We start from the raw sequence: 18,488 nt of genomic DNA, 5'->3' as shown, positions 1-18,488 counted from the left end.
TGGGCTGACCACCTTTCCCGAGGAAGAGAAACCCGTCATGAACGACAGTTCCATCGAGTCCGCGAACCCGATCGCAGGCGCGGTCCGGCCGCGCACGCTGGCCGAGAAGGTCTGGGACGACCACCTCGTCGCCAAGGGCGAGGACGGCACGCCCGACCTCATCTACATCGACCTGCACCTGGTGCACGAGGTCACGAGCCCGCAGGCCTTCGACGGTCTGCGGATGGCCGGGCGACCGGTGCGCCGTCCCGATCTCACCATCGCGACCGAGGACCACAACACCCCGACGCTGGGCATCGACAAGCCCATCGCCGATCTGACCAGCCGCACCCAGATCGAGACGCTGCGCCGGAACGCCGAGGAGTTCGGCGTCCGCCTGCACTCGCTCGGCGACATCGAGCAGGGCATCGTGCACGTCGTCGGACCGCAGCTCGGTCTCACCATGCCGGGCATCACCGTCGTCTGCGGCGACTCTCACACCTCGACCCACGGGGCCTTCGGCGCGATGGCGTTCGGCATCGGCACGAGCGAGGTCGAGCACGTCATGGCGACGCAGACCCTGCCGCTCAAGCCGTTCAAGACCATGGCGATCACGGTCGAGGGCGAGCTGCGCGAGGGCGTGACCGCGAAGGACATCATCCTCGCCGTGATCGCGAAGATCGGCACGGGCGGCGGTCAGGGCTACGTGCTCGAGTACCGCGGCTCCGCCATCCGCTCGCTCTCGATGGAGGGCCGGATGACGATCTGCAACATGTCGATCGAGGCCGGAGCCCGCGCGGGCATGGTCGCCCCGGACGAGACGACCTTCGCGTACCTGAAGGGGCGCCCGCACGCGCCCGCCGGTCAGGACTGGGACGACGCGGTCGCCTACTGGCGCACCCTGCCCAGCGACGAGGGCGCCGCTTACGACGCCGAGGTCGTGCTCGACGCCGACTCCCTCGAGCCGTTCGTGACCTGGGGCACCAACCCCGGGCAGGGCGTCTCGCTCTCGCAGTCCGTGCCCGACCCGGACGCGATCGAGGACCCGAACGAGCGCTCGAACGCGCGCCGCGCCCTCGAGTACATGGATCTCGAGGCGGGCACGCCGATGAAGGAGATCCCGGTGGACGCGGTCTTCATGGGCTCCTGCACCAACTCCCGGATCGAGGACCTGCGGGCCTTCGCGTCCGTCATCAAGGGCCGCACGAAGGCCGAGGGCGTCCGCGTCATGGTCGTCCCCGGCTCCGCCCGCGTGCGCATCGAGGCCGAGGCGGAGGGGCTGGACCGCGTCTTCACCGACTTCGGCGCCGAGTGGCGCTTCGCCGGCTGCTCGATGTGCCTCGGCATGAACCCCGACCAGCTCGCCCCCGGTGAGCGCTGCGCGTCGACCTCGAACCGCAACTTCGAGGGCCGCCAGGGCAAGGGCGGGCGCACCCACCTCGTGTCCCCGCTCGTGGCCGCGGCGACGGCCGTCCGGGGCACGCTGTCGAGCCCGTCCGACCTGGAGCCCGCTCGCGAACTGGTGGAGGCCTGATCATGGAGAAGTTCGAGACCGTCACGGGCATCGCCGCGCCCCTGAAGCGCAGCAACGTCGACACCGACCAGATCATCCCGGCGGTGTTCCTCAAGCGGGTCACCAAGACCGGCTTCGAGGACGCGCTGTTCCACGGCTGGCGCCAGCAGGAGGACTTCGTCCTCAACCAGCCGCAGTTCCAGGGCGCGCAGATCCTGGTCGCAGGTCCCGACTTCGGCACCGGCTCCAGCCGCGAGCACGCGGTCTGGGCGCTGCGCGACTTCGGTTTCCGCGTCATCCTCTCCTCCCGCTTCGGCGACATCTTCCGGGGCAACTCCGGCAAGCAGGGCCTGCTGGCCGCGGTCGTCTCCGAGGAGGCGATCGAGCGCCTGTGGGAGCTCATCGACGAGCAGCCGGGAATAGAACCGACCGTCGATCTGGTTGCGCGTACGGTCACCGCCGGTGGCGAGTCCTTCCCCTTCGAGGTCGACGACTACACTCGTTGGCGCCTGATCGAAGGGCTGGACGACATCGGCCTGACCCTGCGCGACGAAGCGCGTATTTCCGAATTCGAGACCCGTCGCGAGAGCTGGCGGCCCAAGACATTGCCGGTGAAATAGCGTGAACACACTTCTGCAGGATGCGAAGGCCCTCCAGGACGCCAAGGCGTCCGGAGCGCGGGTGGGGATGATGACCGAGCGCATCACGATCAACGGCGGCCGTCCGCTGAAGGGCAGGATCGAGCTCAAGGGCGCGAAGAACCTCGTCACCAAGGCGATGGTCGCCGCGCTGCTCGGCGAGACCGCCTCGACGCTGCGCGACGTGCCGGACATCAGCGACGTCCGCGTCGTGAAGGGCCTCCTCCAGGTGCACGGCGTCAAGGTCGAGCAGGGCCCCGAGGTGGGCGAGCTCATCCTCGACCCCTCGAACGTCGAGTCGGCCCACTTCGCCGACATCGACGCCCACGCCGGCTCGAGCCGCATCCCGATCCTCTTCTGCGGACCGCTGCTGCACCGCCTGGGCGAGGCCTTCATCCCCGACCTCGGCGGCTGCCGCATCGGCGACCGCCCGATCGACTACCACCTCGAGGTGCTCCGCAACTTCGGCGCGATCGTCGAGAAGCTGCCCTCCGGCATCCGGATGTCGGCACCCGAGGGCCTGCACGGCGCGAAGGTGTCGCTGCCCTACCCCAGCGTCGGCGCCACCGAGCAGGTCCTGCTCACCGCCGTCCGCGCCTCGGGCATCACCGAGCTCTCGGGAGCGGCCATCGAGCCCGAGATCATGGACCTCATCAACATCCTGCAGAAGATGGGCGCCATCATCTCGGTCGACACCGACCGCGTGATCCGCATCGAGGGTGTCGACCGCCTCGAGGGCTACACCCACCGCGCTCTGTTCGACCGCAACGAGGCCGCCTCCTGGGCCGCCGCGGCGCTCGCGACCGACGGTGACATCTTCGTGGGCGGCGCCCGTCAGCAGGAGATGACGACGTTCCTGAACGTCTTCCGCAAGGTCGGCGGCGCGTTCGAGATCGCCGAGGACGGCATCCGCTTCTACCACCCCGGCGGCGAGCTGAAGCCGGTCATCATCGAGACCGACGTGCACCCCGGCTTCATGACCGACTGGCAGCAGCCGCTCGTCGTGGCGCTGACCAAGGCCAAGGGCGTCTCGATCGTGCACGAGACGGTCTACGAGCAGCGCTTCGGCTTCGTCGACGCGCTGGTCGAGATGGGCGCGACTATCCAGATCCACCGCGAGTGCCTCGGCGGCCAGGCGTGCCGCTTCGGCCAGCGCAACTTCATGCACTCGGCCGTCATCTCGGGCCCGTCGAAGCTGCACGGTGCCGACATCGTGGTGCCGGATCTGCGCGGCGGGTTCTCGCACCTGATCGCGGCGCTCTCGGCCGAGGGCACCTCGACCGTCTCGAACGTGGGCATCATCAGCCGCGGCTACGAGAACTTCCTGACGAAGCTCGAGCTGCTCGGAGCCGACTTCTCGCTCGACGCGTAGTCGCCGCACCGCCTCGGCCACCCGAGGAGCACGACCCGGAGGAGCCCGCATCGTCGGGCTCCTCCGTCGTTCCCGGCCGAGTCGCCCGGGCGGTCTTGTCCTGGGCAGGAGTCCGGGCGTACGGTGTGCGCATTCTCAGGCGGGGCGGCCCGCTGGAGCCGCCGCGGTCGAGGAGCGATGATGGACGATCCCGCGATCCTGACCGAGGGCCTGGTCAAGACCTTCGGAGCGACGAGGGCGATCGACGGCGTCGACCTCGCCATCCCGCGCGGCGGCGTGCACGGCTTCCTCGGGCCCAACGGAGCGGGGAAGACGACGACGATCCGCGTGCTCGCGACCCTCCTGCGCCCGGACGCCGGTCGAGCCCTGGTCCTCGGCCACGACGTCGTCGGCGAGGCCAAGGAGGTCAGGCGTCTGGTCAGCCTGACCGGCCAGTTCGCCTCCGTCGACGAGGACCTGACCGGCCGCGAGAACCTGAGGCTGATCGGGCGCCTCTTCGGGTACACGGGCTCCCGCGCCTCGCGGCGGGCCGACGACCTGCTCGACGCGTTCAACCTCCGCGACGCCGCCGACCGCCAGGTCAAGAAGTTCTCCGGAGGCATGCGACGCCGCATCGACATCGCGGCGAGCATCGTGGTCACACCCGAGCTGCTGTTCCTCGACGAGCCGACCACGGGGCTGGACCCGCGCAGCCGCAACGAGGTGTGGGACATCGTGCGCGCGATGGTGTCCAGCGGGACGACGGTGCTCCTCACCACGCAGTACCTGGACGAGGCCGACCGCCTCGCCGACCGCATCAGCGTCATCGACAGCGGCAGGGTGATCGCGGAGGGCACGCCGGGGGAGCTGAAGGCGTCGGTCGGCTCCGGCTCGCTGCACGTCCGCGTGCTCGACCCCGCCGACCGCTCCGAGGCGCGGCGGCTCCTGGAGGCCGTGCTCGGCGTCGAGGTGCGGGAGGAGGCCGACCCGGCGGCGCTGGCGGCGCGGGTGGACGGCTCCGCCCGGGACGTCACCCGCGGCCTCGCCGCGCTCGAGGGGGCCGGCATCGACCTCGCGCAGTTCTCGCTCGGACAGCCCTCGCTCGACGAGGTCTTCCTGGCGCTCACCGGCCGACCACAGGACGCGACGGGCGAGGAGGCCGCGGCATGAGCACTCGGACGAGCGAGGCGACGGCGCCCGATCGGGAGGCGCTGCTCTCGGTGCTGGTGCAGGGTGATCGGCCCGCGCCGCCCGGTCCGCTCTCGACGTCGCTCACCTTCGGCTGGCGCGCGCTGCTGAAGATCAAGCACGTGCCGGAGCAGCTGTTCGACGTGACGGTGTTCCCCGTCATGTTCACCCTGCTCTTCACCTTCCTCTTCGGCGGCGCGCTCGCGGGCAGCACGGTCGACTACATCCAGTTCCTGCTGCCGGGGATCCTGGTGCAGGGCGTGATCATGATCACGATGTACACGGGCACGACCCTGCGCACCGACCTGGACCGCGGCGTCTTCGACCGGTTCCGGTCGCTGCCGATCTGGCGCCCCTCCGCGCTCGTCGGCATGCTGCTGGGGGACGCGGTGCGCTTCACGATCTCGGCCGTCATCACCGTGTGCCTCGGCCTGCTGCTCGGCTTCCGGCCCGGAGGAGGCGCCGTCGGCGTCGTGCTGGGCGTCCTGCTGCTGCTGGTCTTCGCCTTCGCGCTCGGCTGGATCTGGACCTTCCTCAGCCTGGTGCTGCGCACCTCCGGCTCCGTGATGGGCGTGAGCATGCTGGTGATCACCCCGATCACCTTCGGCAGCAACATCTTCGTCGACCCCTCGACCATGCCGGGCTGGCTGCAGGCCTTCGTCGAGGTGAACCCCGTCTCGCACCTGGTGACCGCCGTCCGCGCGCTGATGGCCGGCGCGGATCCCGGAGCGGACCTCGTGCTGACGCTCGTCTGGGCGGCGGGACTGGTGGCGGTCTTCGGCACCCTGACGATGTGGCGCTACCGCGACGCTCGCTGAGGGGCGATCGGTCCCTCGTCGGGCGGGCGTGGCCGGACGCCTCCGGCGGGCCTCGATGAGAGGATGGGCGGGTGTCTGAACGCAGTCGTCCGTCCATCTTCTGGTTCCTCGCGGCCGCGGTGATCCCCGTGATGACCGCCTCGGTCGATCTGCGGATCCGCGACGCCCACAAGATCCCCTCGACCGGCGCGTTCGTCTTCGCGCCGAACCACTACAGCGAGATCGACCCGATCATCACGGGCTGGACCCTCTGGAAGGGCGGTCGCGCTCCGCGGTTCCTCGCCAAGGCGTCCCTCTTCACGGTCCCGGTCGTCGGAGCGATCCTGCGCGCCTCGGGTCAGATCCCGGTCGAGCGCGCGGGATCGGTGCGCGGCAGCGAGCCCTTGAAGGCCGCGAAGGCGCTCGTCGACGAGCAGCGCTCGGTGATCATCTACCCCGAGGGCACCCTCACCCGCGACCCGGACCTCTGGCCCATGCGGGGCAAGACCGGAGCCGTCCGGATGGCCCTGCAGTACGACCTCCCCGTGATCCCCGCGGCGCACTGGGGCACCCAGCAGCTGATGGGGCGCTACTCCAAGAAGATCACCCTCTTCCGCCGCAAGCGCGTCGACGTGCTGATCGGCGATCCGGTCGACCTCTCCGCGTTCCGCGGGCGCAGCCTCGACTCCGCGACGCTCAACGAGGCCTCTGCGGTCGTCATGGCCGCGATCACGGCGCTGCTCGAGGAGCTGCGCGGCGAGAGCGCTCCGGCGACCCGCTGGAACCCGTCCGAGCACAACCAGAAGGGGACGGGACGCTTTGACTCCCAGCAGTAGGAGATCCGCACCGATCCCGGTGGCCCGTCGGGTCGCGGTCCTGGGAGCCGGCAGCTGGGGGACGACCTTCGCGAAGATCCTCGCCGACGGCGGCTCGGACGTCGTCATGTGGGCGCGCCGGAGCGAGCTGGCGCGCGAGATCACCGAGGCCAAGCGCAACAGCGACTACCTCCCGGGCATCAACCTGCCGCGCAACATCCGCGCCACTCCGCGCATCGAGGAGGCTCTGGAGGGGGCGGACCACGTGTACCTCTCGATCCCGTCCCAGTCGCTCCGCGGGAACCTCGAGGCGATCACGCCGCACCTGACCGAGCGCACGATCCTGGTCAGCCTGATGAAGGGCGTGGAGAAGGGCACGGGTCAGCGGATGAGCGAGGTGATCGCGCAGATGCTGCCGATCGATCCGAGCCGCATCGCGGTCGCCTCCGGACCCAACCTCGCTCTCGAGATCGCGAAGGAGCAGCCCACGGCGGCCGTCATCGCCTCCGAGAGCCTGGTCACCGCGCAGGAGGTGGCCCTCGCGGCCACCAACCGCTATTTCCGCTCCTACGTCAACACCGATGTGATCGGCACGGAGTTCGGCGGAGTGCTGAAGAACCTGATCGCGGTCGCGATCGGCATCGTCGACGGAGTGGGCTACGGCGAGAACACGAAGGCGTCGATCATCACGCGCGGTCTCGCCGAGATGACCGACTTCGCGGTCGCCTACGGGGCCCGCCCCGAGACGATGTCCGGGCTCGCGGGCCTGGGCGATCTCATCGCCACGTCGAGCTCGTCGCTCTCGCGGAACAACACGGCCGGGCGGCTGCTGGGCCAGGGCTACAGCTTCACCGACGTCGTCAAGTCGATGCAGCAGACGGCCGAGGGGCTCGCCTCCGTCGCGCCCGTCCTCGAGCTGGCGCGGGCCCGAGGAGTCGACATGCCCATCGTCCAGCAGGTGTCGCAGGTGCTCGCCGGTACTCTCGACCCGAAGGACATCGCGCCGCACCTGACCACGGATTCGGACGAGCCACAGGGTGAGAGGAACCTCGATGACCAGCAAGCTCCGCGTAGCCGTTCTGTTCGGGGGGCGCTCCAGCGAGCACTCGATCAGCTGCGCCACGGCGGCAGGGGTGCTGACGGCGATCGACCGTGACCGCTTCGAGGTGATCCCGGTGGGGATCACCTCCGACGGCGCGTTCGTGCTCGAGGAGGACCGCCCCGGGAAGTTCGCGCTCGACGCCGCTGCCCTGCCGCAGGTGCAGGACGACGGCAGCCGCGTGCACTGGCCGGAGTCGGCGCTCTCGCGCGAGCTGACCGTCACCCGGGCCGACGGCACCGTCGAGTCGCTCGGCGACGTCGACGTCGTGTTCCCGATCCTGCACGGACCGTGGGGCGAGGACGGCACGGTCCAGGGGCTCCTCGAGCTCGTGGGCCTGCCCTACGTGGGCTCGGGCGTGCTCGCCTCCGCCCTCGGCATGGACAAGCACTTCACCAAGACGGTGCTGCGGGCCGCCGGCATCGCCGTTGCGCCCTGGTACACCGTGGCCGAGGCCCAGTGGCGCAGCGCACCCGGCGACGCGGAGGCGGCGCTGGACGAGCTGGGCCTCCCGGCGTTCGTGAAGCCCGCGCGGGCGGGCTCGAGCGTGGGCGTGAGCAAGATCGAGGCGCGCTCCCAGCTCGCCGCGGCACTCGACGAGGCCTTCTCGCACGACGACCGGGTGCTGGTCGAGTCCGCGATCGTCGGCCGCGAGGTCGAGATCGGCGTGCTCGGGGGTCGCCGCGGCGAGCCGGCGCGCTCCTCCGTCGCGGGCGAGATCGTGGTCTCGGGCCGCGGCTTCTACGACTTCGAGGCGAAGTACCTGGGCGCCGCGGGCATCGAGCTCGTCTGCCCGGCGGACCTCACCGACGCCGAGCTCGACGAGATGCGCGAGCTGGCGGTGCGCGGCTTCGACGCCATCGGTGCCGAGGGCCTCGCGCGGGTCGACTTCTTCCTCACCGCCGACGGGTTCGTCGTCAACGAGATCAACACGATGCCGGGCTTCACCCCGATCTCGATGTTCCCGCGGATGTGGGGCGCGAGCGGTGTCGACTACCCCGACCTCATCAGCGAGCTGATCGAGCTCGCGCTCGAGCGCCGTCCGGTCGCGGTCGCGTGAGCGACGCGGCCCTCGGGCTGCGGATCGAGCCGGGCGCACGGGCGCCGTTCGAGCAGATCCGCGACGGGATCGCGGAGCGCATCGCGGCGGGGGAGCTGCTGGTGGGCTCGCGCCTGCCGCCCGTGCGCGCCCTCGCCGAGGCGCTCGGCACCGCTCCCGGCACGGTCGCGCGCGCCTACAAGGAGCTCGAGGCGGCGGGAGTGGTCGAGACGCGCGGTCGCGCGGGCACGGTCGTCGCAGGGGGAATCGAGGGCGCTGAGCACGAGGCGCAGCTCGCCGCGGTCGCGTTCGCGGCGCGCATCCGGGCGCTCGGAGTCGCCCCGGACGAGGCGCTGCGGACGGTGCGGACCGCGCTCGGCCTCTAGACTTCGGCCCCCGAGAGCTGCTGATCCACGCTCGTGCGGTCGGCGCTCAGCCGATCCGAGCTCTGCCGGTCGGGCTCAGCCCGTCGGCGTGCCGCTCGGATCGAGCGTGTCGGTCTCGGAGACGTTCGTGCACTCCCCGACCTTCGGCAAATACGAGACGGCGTCGGCGAGATCGACCACGGCCGAGGTGCCGGAGGCGCGGTCCTGGTCGACGGTGATCTCGACGGCCGGATCGCGACCGTAGGTGGTCAGCGTGTAGACGTCCTCGTCCGCGCGGCTCTCGTCGATGATCCAGTCCACACCGCTGACCGAGACGCAGAGGTCCGTCGTCGGCCCGGGCACCGCGACTCCGCAGTGCAGGATGACCGCGGCGGGCGTGCCCCAGGCGCCCGTGCCCTGCGCGTTCGTCTCGCGCTCGGGCTGGTCGGCGACCACGTCGGGCAGCCGCACCGAGACCTCGGCGCAGTCGGCGCTCGTCGCGTCATCGGCCGGCTCGAGCGCGACCGGGGCGGAGCAGCCGGCGAGCAGGAGCACGGTGGAGAGGGCTGCGAGGGGGCTGGCGAGGCGGCGGAGGGACATCGCGAGCCAGGCTAGCGTGTGAACCATGGCACCGGATCAGAGTCCCACCCTGGCTGAGCTGAGCGAGGGGGAGGTGCTCGCGAGGGTCCTCTCCCGGCTGGCGGCGGGCGCGCCGGACGGCGGCTCCGAGACGCTGGTCGGCCCGGGCGACGACTGCGCGGTGCTCCGCGCACCGGACGGCCGCTTCGTGGTGACGACCGACATGATGGTGCACGGTCCGGACTTCCGGCTCGCCTGGTCGACGCCGTTCGATCTGGGCTGGAAGGCGGCGGCGTCGAACCTCTCGGACGTCGCGGCCATGGGCGCGCGGCCGACGGCGCTCGTCGTGGCGATCGCGGCCCCGCAGGACCTCGGCGTCGACGTGCTGGAGGGCATCGCCGATGGCCTCGCCGCCGGCTGCGCGGCGATGGCGCCGGGCTGCGCGGTGGTCGGAGGCGACCTCTCCGCCTCCGCGACGCTGACGCTCGCGATCACCGCCTTCGGGTCACTCGACGGGCGGGCACCGGTGCTGCGCAGCGGAGCGCGCCCGGGCGACGTCCTCGCCGTGGCCGGTGCGCTCGGGGAGGCGGGGCTCGCGCTGCGCCTCCTCTTCGAGCGCGCGCAGGAGGACGGGGCGCCCTCGGTCCGGCCGGCCCGCCTCCTCCGGGAGCGGCACCCGCGACTGCTCGACGCCCAGCTGCGGCCGACGTCCCCCCTCGCAGCAGGGATCGCCGCAGGAGGATCGGCCACGGCGATGATGGACGTCTCGGACGGCGTGGTGTTGGACGCCCGGAGGATGGCGCGCGCGAGCGGAGTCGTCCTCGACCTGGACCCGTCCGCGGTCGACGCTCACGCCGCCGCGCTCGACGTGGTCGACGGCGTGGACCCGGCACTGGCCCGGGCACTCGTCCTGGGCGGGGGAGAGGACCACGCGATGCTCGCGTGCTTCCCGCCGGACGTGGCGCTGCCGGCCGGCTTCACTCCGCTGGGACGGGTGCGCGAGGGCGCGCCCGAGGTCCGGCTGGGCGGGGTGCCGCTGGAGGACCGGGGAGGCTGGGACCCCTACGCGGGCTGGGACGGCGCGTCGGGCTGAGCGCTCAGTCGGCGTCGGGCCGGGAGGCGTACCAGACGGCCGTGTCGCCGTAGTCCTTCCGGCGCTCGCGCTCGAGACCGTCCGGCCAGGCGGGCTCCGGGCTGCGGGTGCTGCGCTCGACGACCACGACGGCGTCCTCGCGCAGCAGCGGCAGCACTGCTCGGAGGTCGGCGGCCAGATCGTCCTCGCTCAGGTCGTACGGCGGATCGACGAGCACCGTGTCGACGAGGAGTCCGGCCGAGCGGTCGAGGAACGAGCGGACCGACGACGTCACCACCTCGATCCGCGGCTTCGGCAGCCGATTGGCGGTCGCCGCGGCAGCGAGGGCGCGGGCGTTGCCGTCGATGACGCGGGCGGACGACGCGTCCCGCTCGACCAGCACGACGTAGGAGGCGCCGCGGCTGGCCGACTCGAGGCCGAGCGCGCCGGAGCCGGCGTAGAGGTCGAGGACGGTCGCTCCGTCGAGTGCATCGCGGGCCTCGAGCGCCGAGAAGACGGCCTCGCGGACGCGGTCGCTGGTGGGACGGGTGCCCGCGCGCGGGACCTTCAGGGTGAGCGATCCGGCGAATCCGGAGATGATCCTGGTCACCGTTCCGAGCATAGGCGGCGGCTCCTGGCTGGGAGACCGCTCGGACCGACCGCCCGTCGCCCGTTCGAGACTGAGAGAATCGAGGATCATGACGTCCCTCGATGACACCCTCGCCGCTGTCGGCGCTCCTGCCGGTCCGAGCGCGGCAGCGACGCCGATGTCGCGCGAGGAGTTCACCGCCCACTGCCGTGCGATCCTCCGGAATCTCACCAGCGTCATCGACGGCAAGGACGCCGAGGTGTCGATGGCGCTGACCGTCTTCCTCGCCGGCGGCCACCTGCTGATGGAGGACGTGCCGGGCACCGGCAAGACGGTCCTCGCCAAGTCGCTCGCCGCGTCCGTCGGGGGCAGCGTGGCGCGCATCCAGTTCACCCCCGATCTGCTCCCCTCGGACGTCACCGGCGTCTCGGTCTACAACCAGGCGACGCGGGACTTCGAGTTCAAGCCCGGACCGGTCTTCGCGAACATCCTCATCGGCGACGAGATCAACCGCGCCTCGCCCAAGACGCAGTCCGCGCTGCTGGAGTGCATGGAGGAGCGCCAGGTCTCGGTCGACGGCATCACCCACCTGCTGCCGCGCCCGTTCGCCGTCGTCGCGACGCAGAACCCGGTCGAGATGGAGGGCACCTACAGCCTCCCGGAGGCGCAGCGCGACCGCTTCATGGCGCGGCTGTCGCTCGGCTACCCGGACGAGCGGGCCGAGCTCGAGATGATCCGCACGCGCGACGCCGCGAGCCCGCTCGATGCCCTGCGCGCGGTGATCAGCCGCGACGAGCTCGAGCGGATGATCGACTACGTCCAGACGGTCTACGTCGCGCCGCCCGTGCAGGAGTACGTGGTCGCGATCATGCAGGCCACCCGCATCGACCCCGAGCTGCGGCTGGGCGGGAGCCCGCGCGCCACCCTCCAGCTGATCGCCGCCGCGAAGGCGCTGGCCGCCATCAGCGATCGCGACTTCGTGGTCCCGGACGACATCGACGCCCTCGCCGTCCCCGTGCTCGGGCACCGGCTGCTCCCGGCGACGCGCCTGCCGGGTCGCTCGGGGACGAGCGCCTCCCACTCGGTCACCGAGATCGTCCAGCGGATCCTGGCGTCGACACCGGTGCCCTTCAGCGGCCGTGGCGACTGAGCGGCGCGGCCAGGACGGCCCCTCCTCGCGGATCGGCTCCCTCCCCGCGCTCGGCGGCGTCGCGCTGACCCTGCGCGGGTGGACCTTCGCGGTGCTGGGCACCGCGGCGATCGTCGCGGCACCGCTGGTCGAGTTCCGCGAGCTCCTCTTCCTCGGCCTCGTGCTGCTCGGGCTGCCGTTCGGAGCGGTCCTCTCCCTGGCCCTGAAGACACCGCGGCTCCAGGTCCAGCGCCGCTTCGCCCCGCGCGTCGTGGCGGTCGGCGACGTCGTCGACGTCGACGTCGTGATCGAGAACCGGGGCGCGCCGCTGCGCTCGCCCGCCCGCGCCGAGGACAGGCTGACCCGCCTCGAGCACGGCGCCTCCTCGGACAGCGCCGCCGCGCGGGGAGGCTTCGGCGTCCCTCCGATCGCCGGTGCGGGTCAGCGGACGAGCCGGGTGCGGGCCCGCTACCGCCTGCCCGCCGGGCGACGCGGCATCCACCGGCTCGGCCCGCTCCGGCTCGTGCGGAGCGAGGCGCTCGGGATGGCGCTGCGCGAGAGCGTCGTCGGGTCGGCGCAGCCGTTCGTCGTCACTCCGCGCGCCGTGCCGCTCGAGAGCGACGTGCTCGACGCGTTCGGCGCCGGCGGATCCAGTCCCGTCGCCCATGCGACGGCGGGCTCCGGCACCGACGACGTGATCCCGCGCGACTACCGGCCGGGCGACGCGATGCGCCGTGTCCACTGGCGTGCCAGTGCGCGCTCGGGCGAGCTGATGGTGCGCCAGGACGAGCAGAACACGGATCCGCACGCGTGGATCCTGCTGGAGTCGCGGGCGAGCCGGGTGCTCGGCGCCACCGGACGGGCGGGCGCGCGCGGCGGGGACGACCGGCTCGAGTGGGCGGTCTCCATGACGGCGTCGATCGCCGTGCACCTGCTCGATCGCGGTTTCGAGACCCACCTCGTCGAGACCGGCGCCGGTCCCGGCATCGAGCACTCCGAGGACGAGCGCGAGGTCGCGCACGACGTGCTCCTGAGACTCGCCGAGCTGGCACCGGCGCCCGACTCCGGCGACGCCGTCCCGCGCATCACGGCCGAGATGCGCGAGGCCGGGGGAGCGCGCCCCGTCTTCGCCGTGCTGACGCGGCTGCAGGAGGAGGACCTCGACGCCCTCGCCTCGCTCGCCTCGCACGCCCGACCCGCCGTCGCGTTCCTCGTCGGGGGCACGGAGCAGGAGGCGGCTGCACTGGCATCGCTGGGCTGGTACCCCGTGGCGACCACCGCGGGCACGAGCGTCGAGGAGGCCTGGTCCCAGGCGCTCGCTCTGCGGGCGATCGCATGAGCCGCCGCACCGAGAGCGATCCGCGGGCCGGCTCCGCGCTGCTCTCACTCCTGCTCTGGGCCTCGCTGGTCGCCGCCGCCTCCGGTGTGGGACGGCTCCTGGAAGGCGTGGGCTGGCTCGTCCAGCTCGCTCTCGCGGTCGCCGTGGTGCTCGCCGTGCCGGCCGGAGCACGGGCTCTGCGCGCGCACCCGGTCGTCCCGCCCGTGCTCGGGACGCTGACCGCGGTCGTGGTGCTGACGGCGATGTTCGTCCCCGCCCGCGCGCTCCTCTTCCTCGTTCCCACGCCCGCGGCGATCGCCGACGCGCAGGATCTCGCGCAGGCGGGCTTCACGTCGATCGCTCAGCAGGGGCTGCCGGCGGTGGCCGACAGCGGCATCGCGTTCCTGCTCGTGGGCGGGGTCGTCGTCCTCGCCTGGGCCGCCGACCTCTTCGCGTTCTCGGTGCGGCTGCCCGCGCTCTCGGGGCTGTTCCTGCTCGCGCTGGTCGCGGTCCCCGCGATCATCGATCCGAGCGGGGTGTCGTGGCCGAGCCTCGTGCTCACCGCGCTCGCCTACGCGGGCGTCCTCGTCGCGGGGTCGCGCCCCGAGCGCCGGGCGCCCGCCCGACGGCTCTCGCTCGCCGCGGCCCTCCCGGCGGTGGCCGTGGTCGGCACGGTCGTCGTCGCGGCGGGAGTCCTCGCGGGCTCGGCGACCGGGTACGTCCGCGCGCCGTCCTCCTCCGGGGTCTCGGGCACGCTGTTCAACGGTTCGATCGACCCGGTCGTGGCCCTCGGCGACGATCTGCGGCGGCCCAACCCGGTCACCGTGCTCCGCTACGCGACAGACTCCGATCTGCCGGTGTACCTCCGCGTGCTCACGGTCTCGGACTTCCAGGGCGAGAACTGGGCGCCGAGCGGCACGGAGGAGACCGCGCCGATCGAGGCCCCCATCGCACCGGAGGGACTCGCCGAGAGCGTGCCCCGCGAGACCGAGGAGGTCGAGGTCTCGGTCGAGACGCTGCGCAGCGAGTGGCTACCGGTGCCGTATCCGGTGGCGGCACTCGAGGGCATCGGCGACGGCTGGCTGCAGGACGTGCAGGACGGGTCGATCCGCGGCGACGCGACGACCCGGGCCGGCGACGAGTACGCCGTCGAGGCCCTCCGCCTCGATCCGGATCCGCAGCAGCTGCTCGCCGCGCCCGCCGCGGGCCAGGGTCTCGAGCGGTACCTGGAGCTGCCCGACGACGTCCCGGCGGTGGTCGGCACGACGGCGGCCGAGGTGACCGCGGAGGCCGGCAGCGCCTACGACCAGGCGAGGGAGCTGCAGTCATTCTTCCGCTCCTCCGCCTTCACCTACTCGGAGGACACTCCCGCCGAGGAGGGCTACGACGGCGACGGCGTCGGTGTCCTCGAGTCGTTCCTCGAGGTGCGCGAGGGCTACTGCGTCCACTTCGCCTCCGCGATGGCCGTCATGGCCCGCGAGCTCGGGATCCCCTCGCGGCTCGCCATCGGCTACCAGCCCGGATCCGTGGTGCCGTCGGCCGACAGCGACCTGACGAGCTACCGGCTGCTGTCCTCCGACCTGCACGCGTGGCCGGAGCTCTACTTCGAGGGCGTCGGCTGGCTGCCCTTCGAGCCCACGCCCAGCCGCGGCGCCCCCGCCTCGTACACCCTGCCGAGCGCGACGTCGTCGACCGGTTCGACCCCGGGCGCCTCGTCGAGCGCGGCGCCGGAGGAGGAGAGCGAGGAGGAGGCGACCCCGACTCCCACCGCGTCGACGGCCACCGCGACTCCGGGAGCCGCCGGAACCGTCGTCGGCCCCTCGGCTCCGGCGGTCACCGCCTGGGTCCTCCTCCTGCTCCTGCTGCTCGTGCCCTGGCTTTTGCGCGTGGTGCAGCGCTCGCTGCGGCGACGCGCTGCGGGGGCGGGCTCCGCGGAGGCGGCCTGGGCAGAGGTGCTCGCGAGTGCCCGGGATCTCGGCGTGCCGGTGGAGGAGACCGACTCGCCCCGTGCTCAGGAGGCTCTGATCGGGGGCTCGCTCGGCGACGACTCCGACGCTCGTCGGGCGCTGGGCGGACTCCGAGACACCGTCGAGCGCGCCCGGTACGCCCCGGTGCCCGCGGCCGAGGCCTCCGGCTGGACCGCGGGCGCACGGGTGGTGCGGGCGCTGCGCGCCGCGGCGGGCACCCCGCGCCGCACCTTCGCCGCGGTGCTCCCGCGCTCGGCGCTCGGGGCGTTCTCCCGCGTCCGACGTCCGAGGGTCGACCTATGATCGCTAGGTGATCCCGGACCCCCTCGACGCCTCGCTCGCGCCGGTCGTCGGCCCGCGCACCGCCGCGGCCGTCGAGAAGGCCTTCGGCTACCGCACGGTCGGCGAGCTGCTGGGCCACTACCCCCGTCGGTACGCCCAGCGCGGCGAGCTGACGGAGCTCTCCCGGCTCCCCGTCGGCGAGAGCGTGACGATCGTGGCGGAGGTGCGCGAGGTCCGGGAGCGGCCGATGCGCAACCGCCGCGGCTCACTGCTCGAGGTCATCATCTCGGACGGCACCGGCACGCTGTCCCTGACCTTCTTCGGGCAGCCGTGGCGGGCGGCGAAGCTGCGGAGGGGAGTGCGGGGGATCTTCGCCGGGACCGTGTCGATGTTCCGCGAGACCGTGCAGCTCACGCACCCCGATTACCGGCTCTTCGAGGACGAGGAGGCCGCGACGGCCGAGGCCGACAAGGGCTCCGCGCTCGCGAAGGACTGGGCCGAGCGCCCGATCCCGATCTACCCCGCGACGAGCGCGATCTCGAGCTGGCAGCTGCAGGCCGCCATCGGCGTGATCCTCGACGGGCTGCGCGACGTCCCCGATCCGATGCCGGAGTCGGTCCGGGCAGGCCGCTCGCTGATGCCGCTGGGCCGGGCGCTCGAGCTGATCCACCGGCCGGCGCGCGAGGGCGAGGAGTCGCAGGCGCGCGAGACGCTGCGCTTCCACGAAGCGTTCCTCCTGCAGCTCGCGCTGCTCGAGCGCCGTGCCGCCGCCCGGGCGACTCCTGCGACCCCCCGGGTGCCGGCCCCCGGCGGCTGGCTCGAGCGCTTCGACGCCGCTCTCCCGTTCGCCCTGACGGGCGATCAGCGCTCCGTCGGCGCCGAGATCGCGGACGACCTCGCGGGGGAGAGTCCGATGTCTCGCCTGGTGCAGGGCGAGGTGGGGTCGGGCAAGACGCTCGTCGCGCTGCGCGCCATGCTGGCCGCGGCCGAGAGCGGCGGCCAGGCCGCTCTGCTCGCGCCGACCGAGGTGCTCGCGGGCCAGCATCTGCGCTCCATCGTGAGGACCCTCGGTCCGGAGCTGTCGACGGCCCTCGTCCCGACGCTCCTCACGGGCGGGCTGGGAGCGGCCGAGCGGCGCGCGGCGCTGCTGCGCATCGTCTCGGGCACGGCCAAGATCGTCGTCGGCACGCACGCGCTGCTCGGCGACAAGGTGACCTTCTACGACCTGGCACTCGTCGTCATCGACGAGCAGCACCGGTTCGGGGTCGACCAGCGCGACGCGCTCCGGCGCAAGGGCGCCGTGCCGCCGCACGTGCTCGTGCTCACCGCGACGCCGATCCCGCGCACGGTCGCGATGACGGTGTTCGGCGACCTCGACACGTCCACGATCCGCGAGCTGCCCGCCGGTCGTCCCGGCATCACGAGCCACGTCGTGTCCCTCACCGACACCCCCGGCCTGATCGCGAGGGCGTGGGAGCGGGCGGAGGAGGAGATCCGCAAGGGCCACCAGATCTACCTCGTCTGCCCGGCCATCGAGCCCGGCGAGGCGGCGGAGGGGGCGGCGGCGACCGCGCCGGAGGAGGCGGCCACGCCGCTGTCGACCGTGGCGCAGACGCTCGAGGGCGTCCGCTCGCACGCGCTTCTGAAGCACCGCCGCTCGGCCGCACTGCACGGCCGCATGACGACGGAGGAGAAGGACGCCGTCATGCGCTCCTTCGCTGCGGGGGAGATCGACGTCCTCGTGTCGACGACGGTGATCGAGGTCGGCGTGGACGTCCCCAACGCCTCGATGATGATCGTCCTGGACGCCGAGCGCTTCGGCGTCTCGCAGCTGCACCAGCTGCGGGGCCGGATCGGCCGCGGCGGCGTGCCCGGGGTCTGCCTCTTCGTCACGGCTGCGGAGGCGGGCACCATCGCGCGCGAGCGGGTGGAGGCCGTGGCCGCGACGCTCGACGGCTTCGCACTCGCGGAGGTCGATCTCGAGCTGCGCCGCGAGGGCGACGTGCTCGGCGATTCCCAGTCGGGCGGACGCTCCTCCCTGCGCCTGCTGCGGGTCGTGCAGGACGCCCACCTCATCGTCGAGGCGCGCGCGCTGGCCGAGCGCCTGCTCGAGGAGGATCCCTCCCTCGCCGCCCACGACCGGCTCCGCGCGGCCCTCGAGCGCCGAGTGCAGGACCGCGACCGGGAGTTCCTCGCGAAGAGCTGATCGCCCCTGACGGGTGACGCCGACGCCCGGAGGGGCGGGGGACCGGCCGGTACGCTGTCGGCATGGCCCGCATCGCCGTCGTCCCCGGCTCGTTCGACCCCGTCACCCTCGGTCACCTCGACGTCATCGAGCGTGCCGCGCGCCTCGTCGACGAGCTGCACGTGGTGGTCGTGCACAACCCCGCGAAGACGGCGCTTCTGCCGATCTCGCAGCGGGTCGCCCTGATCGAGCAGTCGATCGCGGAGGCGGGCATCGAGGGCTCGATCGTCGTCGCGTCCTGGAGCATGGGCCTGCTGGTCGACTACTGCGTCGACGTGGGCGCGACCATCCTGGTGAAGGGCATCCGCTCGCAGGTCGACGTGGCGTACGAGACCCCGATGGCCATCGTGAACCGCAACCTCGCGCACGTCGAGACGGTCTTCCTGCTCCCCGACCCCGCGCACGCGCACGTCTCGTCGTCGCTCGTGCGTCAGGTCTCGAGCCTCGGCGGCGACGTGGCGCCCTACGTGCCGCCGGCGGTCGCCGCGTACCTCACCGCCTGAACACCGCCGCGTCGGCCGGG

Annotated in this window: 17 protein-coding genes; 15 read left to right on the top strand and 2 right to left on the bottom strand. The window is 72.6% G+C overall.

Annotated features, from left to right (window positions below; translation table 11 throughout):
* The first annotated feature begins 37 nt into the window (after positions 1 to 37).
* The 9 genes from leuC (at position 38) to IOC53_RS00855 (ending at position 8,805) form a co-directional block, all read left to right on the top strand.
* Positions 38 to 1,513, top strand: coding sequence for a 3-isopropylmalate dehydratase large subunit (leuC, locus tag IOC53_RS00895; protein WP_207402498.1), 1,476 nt, complete (start codon positions 38 to 40; stop codon positions 1,511 to 1,513).
* A 2-nt stretch (positions 1,514 to 1,515) separates the two neighbouring features.
* The gene (gene leuD / locus IOC53_RS00890) at positions 1,516 to 2,112 is read left to right on the top strand and encodes a 3-isopropylmalate dehydratase small subunit (protein WP_207402497.1); all 597 of its coding nucleotides are present in this window, start codon (positions 1,516 to 1,518) and stop codon (positions 2,110 to 2,112) included.
* A 70-nt stretch (positions 2,113 to 2,182) separates the two neighbouring features.
* Entirely contained in the window at positions 2,183 to 3,502 is a 1,320-nt protein-coding gene (gene murA / locus IOC53_RS00885) for a UDP-N-acetylglucosamine 1-carboxyvinyltransferase (protein WP_207402548.1), read from the top strand.
* Between the two features lie 180 nt (positions 3,503 to 3,682).
* Positions 3,683 to 4,651, top strand: coding sequence for an ATP-binding cassette domain-containing protein (locus IOC53_RS00880; RefSeq protein WP_307786009.1), 969 nt, complete (start codon positions 3,683 to 3,685; stop codon positions 4,649 to 4,651).
* Positions 4,648 to 5,487 (top strand): ABC transporter permease, encoded by an 840-nt coding sequence (locus IOC53_RS00875; RefSeq protein WP_207402495.1) that lies wholly within the window; start codon positions 4,648 to 4,650, stop codon positions 5,485 to 5,487. The genes IOC53_RS00880 and IOC53_RS00875 overlap by 4 nt, the downstream gene beginning before the upstream one ends.
* Positions 5,488 to 5,618: 131 nt before the next feature.
* Complete coding sequence (locus tag IOC53_RS00870; RefSeq protein WP_207402547.1) at positions 5,619 to 6,302, top strand: lysophospholipid acyltransferase family protein; 684 nt, start codon at positions 5,619 to 5,621, stop codon at positions 6,300 to 6,302.
* Positions 6,286 to 7,437: an NAD(P)H-dependent glycerol-3-phosphate dehydrogenase gene (locus IOC53_RS00865; RefSeq protein WP_207402494.1), complete on the top strand. Its 1,152-nt coding sequence runs from the start codon at positions 6,286 to 6,288 to the stop codon at positions 7,435 to 7,437. The genes IOC53_RS00870 and IOC53_RS00865 overlap by 17 nt, the downstream gene beginning before the upstream one ends.
* Positions 7,334 to 8,440, top strand: a complete 1,107-nt coding sequence (locus tag IOC53_RS00860) for a D-alanine--D-alanine ligase family protein (protein ID WP_207402493.1) — start codon at positions 7,334 to 7,336, stop codon at positions 8,438 to 8,440. Before IOC53_RS00865 ends, IOC53_RS00860 begins: the two co-directional genes overlap by 104 nt.
* Positions 8,437 to 8,805, top strand: coding sequence for a GntR family transcriptional regulator (locus IOC53_RS00855; RefSeq protein ID WP_207402492.1), 369 nt, complete (start codon positions 8,437 to 8,439; stop codon positions 8,803 to 8,805). Before IOC53_RS00860 ends, IOC53_RS00855 begins: the two co-directional genes overlap by 4 nt.
* Before the next feature lie 75 nt (positions 8,806 to 8,880).
* Here IOC53_RS00855 and IOC53_RS00850 read toward each other — a convergent pair whose 3' ends face one another.
* The gene (locus tag IOC53_RS00850) at positions 8,881 to 9,384 is read right to left on the bottom strand and encodes a DUF3515 domain-containing protein (RefSeq protein WP_207402491.1); all 504 of its coding nucleotides are present in this window, start codon (positions 9,382 to 9,384) and stop codon (positions 8,881 to 8,883) included.
* Positions 9,385 to 9,409: 25 nt separating this feature from the next.
* Here IOC53_RS00850 and thiL point away from each other — a divergent pair, with 25 nt between their 5' ends.
* Complete coding sequence (gene thiL, locus IOC53_RS00845; RefSeq protein WP_207402490.1) at positions 9,410 to 10,456, top strand: thiamine-phosphate kinase; 1,047 nt, start codon at positions 9,410 to 9,412, stop codon at positions 10,454 to 10,456.
* 4 nt (positions 10,457 to 10,460) lie between these two features.
* Here thiL and rsmD read toward each other — a convergent pair whose 3' ends face one another.
* On the bottom strand, positions 10,461 to 11,045 hold the full coding sequence (rsmD, locus tag IOC53_RS00840) for a 16S rRNA (guanine(966)-N(2))-methyltransferase RsmD (protein WP_207402489.1): 585 nt from the start codon (positions 11,043 to 11,045) through the stop codon (positions 10,461 to 10,463).
* A gap of 157 nt (positions 11,046 to 11,202) precedes the next feature.
* On the opposite strand from rsmD, the gene IOC53_RS00835 reads away from it, so the two are divergent.
* From IOC53_RS00835 to coaD, 5 genes are all read left to right on the top strand, one after another.
* Positions 11,203 to 12,174, top strand: coding sequence for a MoxR family ATPase (locus IOC53_RS00835; protein ID WP_207402546.1), 972 nt, complete (start codon positions 11,203 to 11,205; stop codon positions 12,172 to 12,174).
* Positions 12,164 to 13,492, top strand: coding sequence for a DUF58 domain-containing protein (locus IOC53_RS19350; RefSeq protein ID WP_207402488.1), 1,329 nt, complete (start codon positions 12,164 to 12,166; stop codon positions 13,490 to 13,492). Before IOC53_RS00835 ends, IOC53_RS19350 begins: the two co-directional genes overlap by 11 nt.
* A complete protein-coding gene (locus IOC53_RS00825; RefSeq protein WP_207402487.1) occupies positions 13,489 to 15,741 on the top strand; it encodes a DUF3488 and transglutaminase-like domain-containing protein in 2,253 nt (750 codons plus the stop codon). Before IOC53_RS19350 ends, IOC53_RS00825 begins: the two co-directional genes overlap by 4 nt.
* 7 nt (positions 15,742 to 15,748) lie before the next feature.
* A complete protein-coding gene (locus tag IOC53_RS00820) occupies positions 15,749 to 17,926 on the top strand; it encodes an ATP-dependent DNA helicase RecG (RefSeq protein ID WP_374070064.1) in 2,178 nt (725 codons plus the stop codon).
* A gap of 62 nt (positions 17,927 to 17,988) precedes the next feature.
* A complete protein-coding gene (gene coaD, locus IOC53_RS00815; protein WP_207402486.1) occupies positions 17,989 to 18,468 on the top strand; it encodes a pantetheine-phosphate adenylyltransferase in 480 nt (159 codons plus the stop codon).
* Positions 18,469 to 18,488: the final 20 nt, after the last annotated feature.

It is taken from the genome of Rathayibacter sp. SD072 (genome assembly GCF_017355185.1).
GTDB lineage: Bacteria > Actinomycetota > Actinomycetes > Actinomycetales > Microbacteriaceae > Rathayibacter.
Note: the sequence above shows the minus strand (reverse complement) of the source record. Positions and strands in the feature narration are given on the sequence as shown.

Bases quoted from the DNA above. Each gene is read 5' to 3' on its own strand.
- leuD (WP_207402497.1), top strand. From the start codon at position 1,516: ATGGAGAAGTTCGAGACCGTCACGGGCATCGCCGCGCCCCTGAAGCGC.
- IOC53_RS00835 (WP_207402546.1), top strand. From the start codon at position 11,203: ATGTCGCGCGAGGAGTTCACCGCCCACTGCCGTGCGATCCTCCGGAAT.
- IOC53_RS00870 (WP_207402547.1), top strand. From the start codon at position 5,619: ATGACCGCCTCGGTCGATCTGCGGATCCGCGACGCCCACAAGATCCCC.
- IOC53_RS00880 (WP_307786009.1), top strand. From the start codon at position 3,683: ATGGACGATCCCGCGATCCTGACCGAGGGCCTGGTCAAGACCTTCGGA.
- IOC53_RS00825 (WP_207402487.1), top strand. From the start codon at position 13,489: ATGAGCCGCCGCACCGAGAGCGATCCGCGGGCCGGCTCCGCGCTGCTC.
- IOC53_RS00875 (WP_207402495.1), top strand. From the start codon at position 4,648: ATGAGCACTCGGACGAGCGAGGCGACGGCGCCCGATCGGGAGGCGCTG.
- thiL (WP_207402490.1), top strand. From the start codon at position 9,410: ATGGCACCGGATCAGAGTCCCACCCTGGCTGAGCTGAGCGAGGGGGAG.
- leuC (WP_207402498.1), top strand. From the start codon at position 38: ATGAACGACAGTTCCATCGAGTCCGCGAACCCGATCGCAGGCGCGGTC.
- IOC53_RS00850 (WP_207402491.1), bottom strand. From the start codon at position 9,384: ATGTCCCTCCGCCGCCTCGCCAGCCCCCTCGCAGCCCTCTCCACCGTG.
- murA (WP_207402548.1), top strand. From the start codon at position 2,183: ATGACCGAGCGCATCACGATCAACGGCGGCCGTCCGCTGAAGGGCAGG.
- coaD (WP_207402486.1), top strand. From the start codon at position 17,989: ATGGCCCGCATCGCCGTCGTCCCCGGCTCGTTCGACCCCGTCACCCTC.
- IOC53_RS00860 (WP_207402493.1), top strand. From the start codon at position 7,334: ATGACCAGCAAGCTCCGCGTAGCCGTTCTGTTCGGGGGGCGCTCCAGC.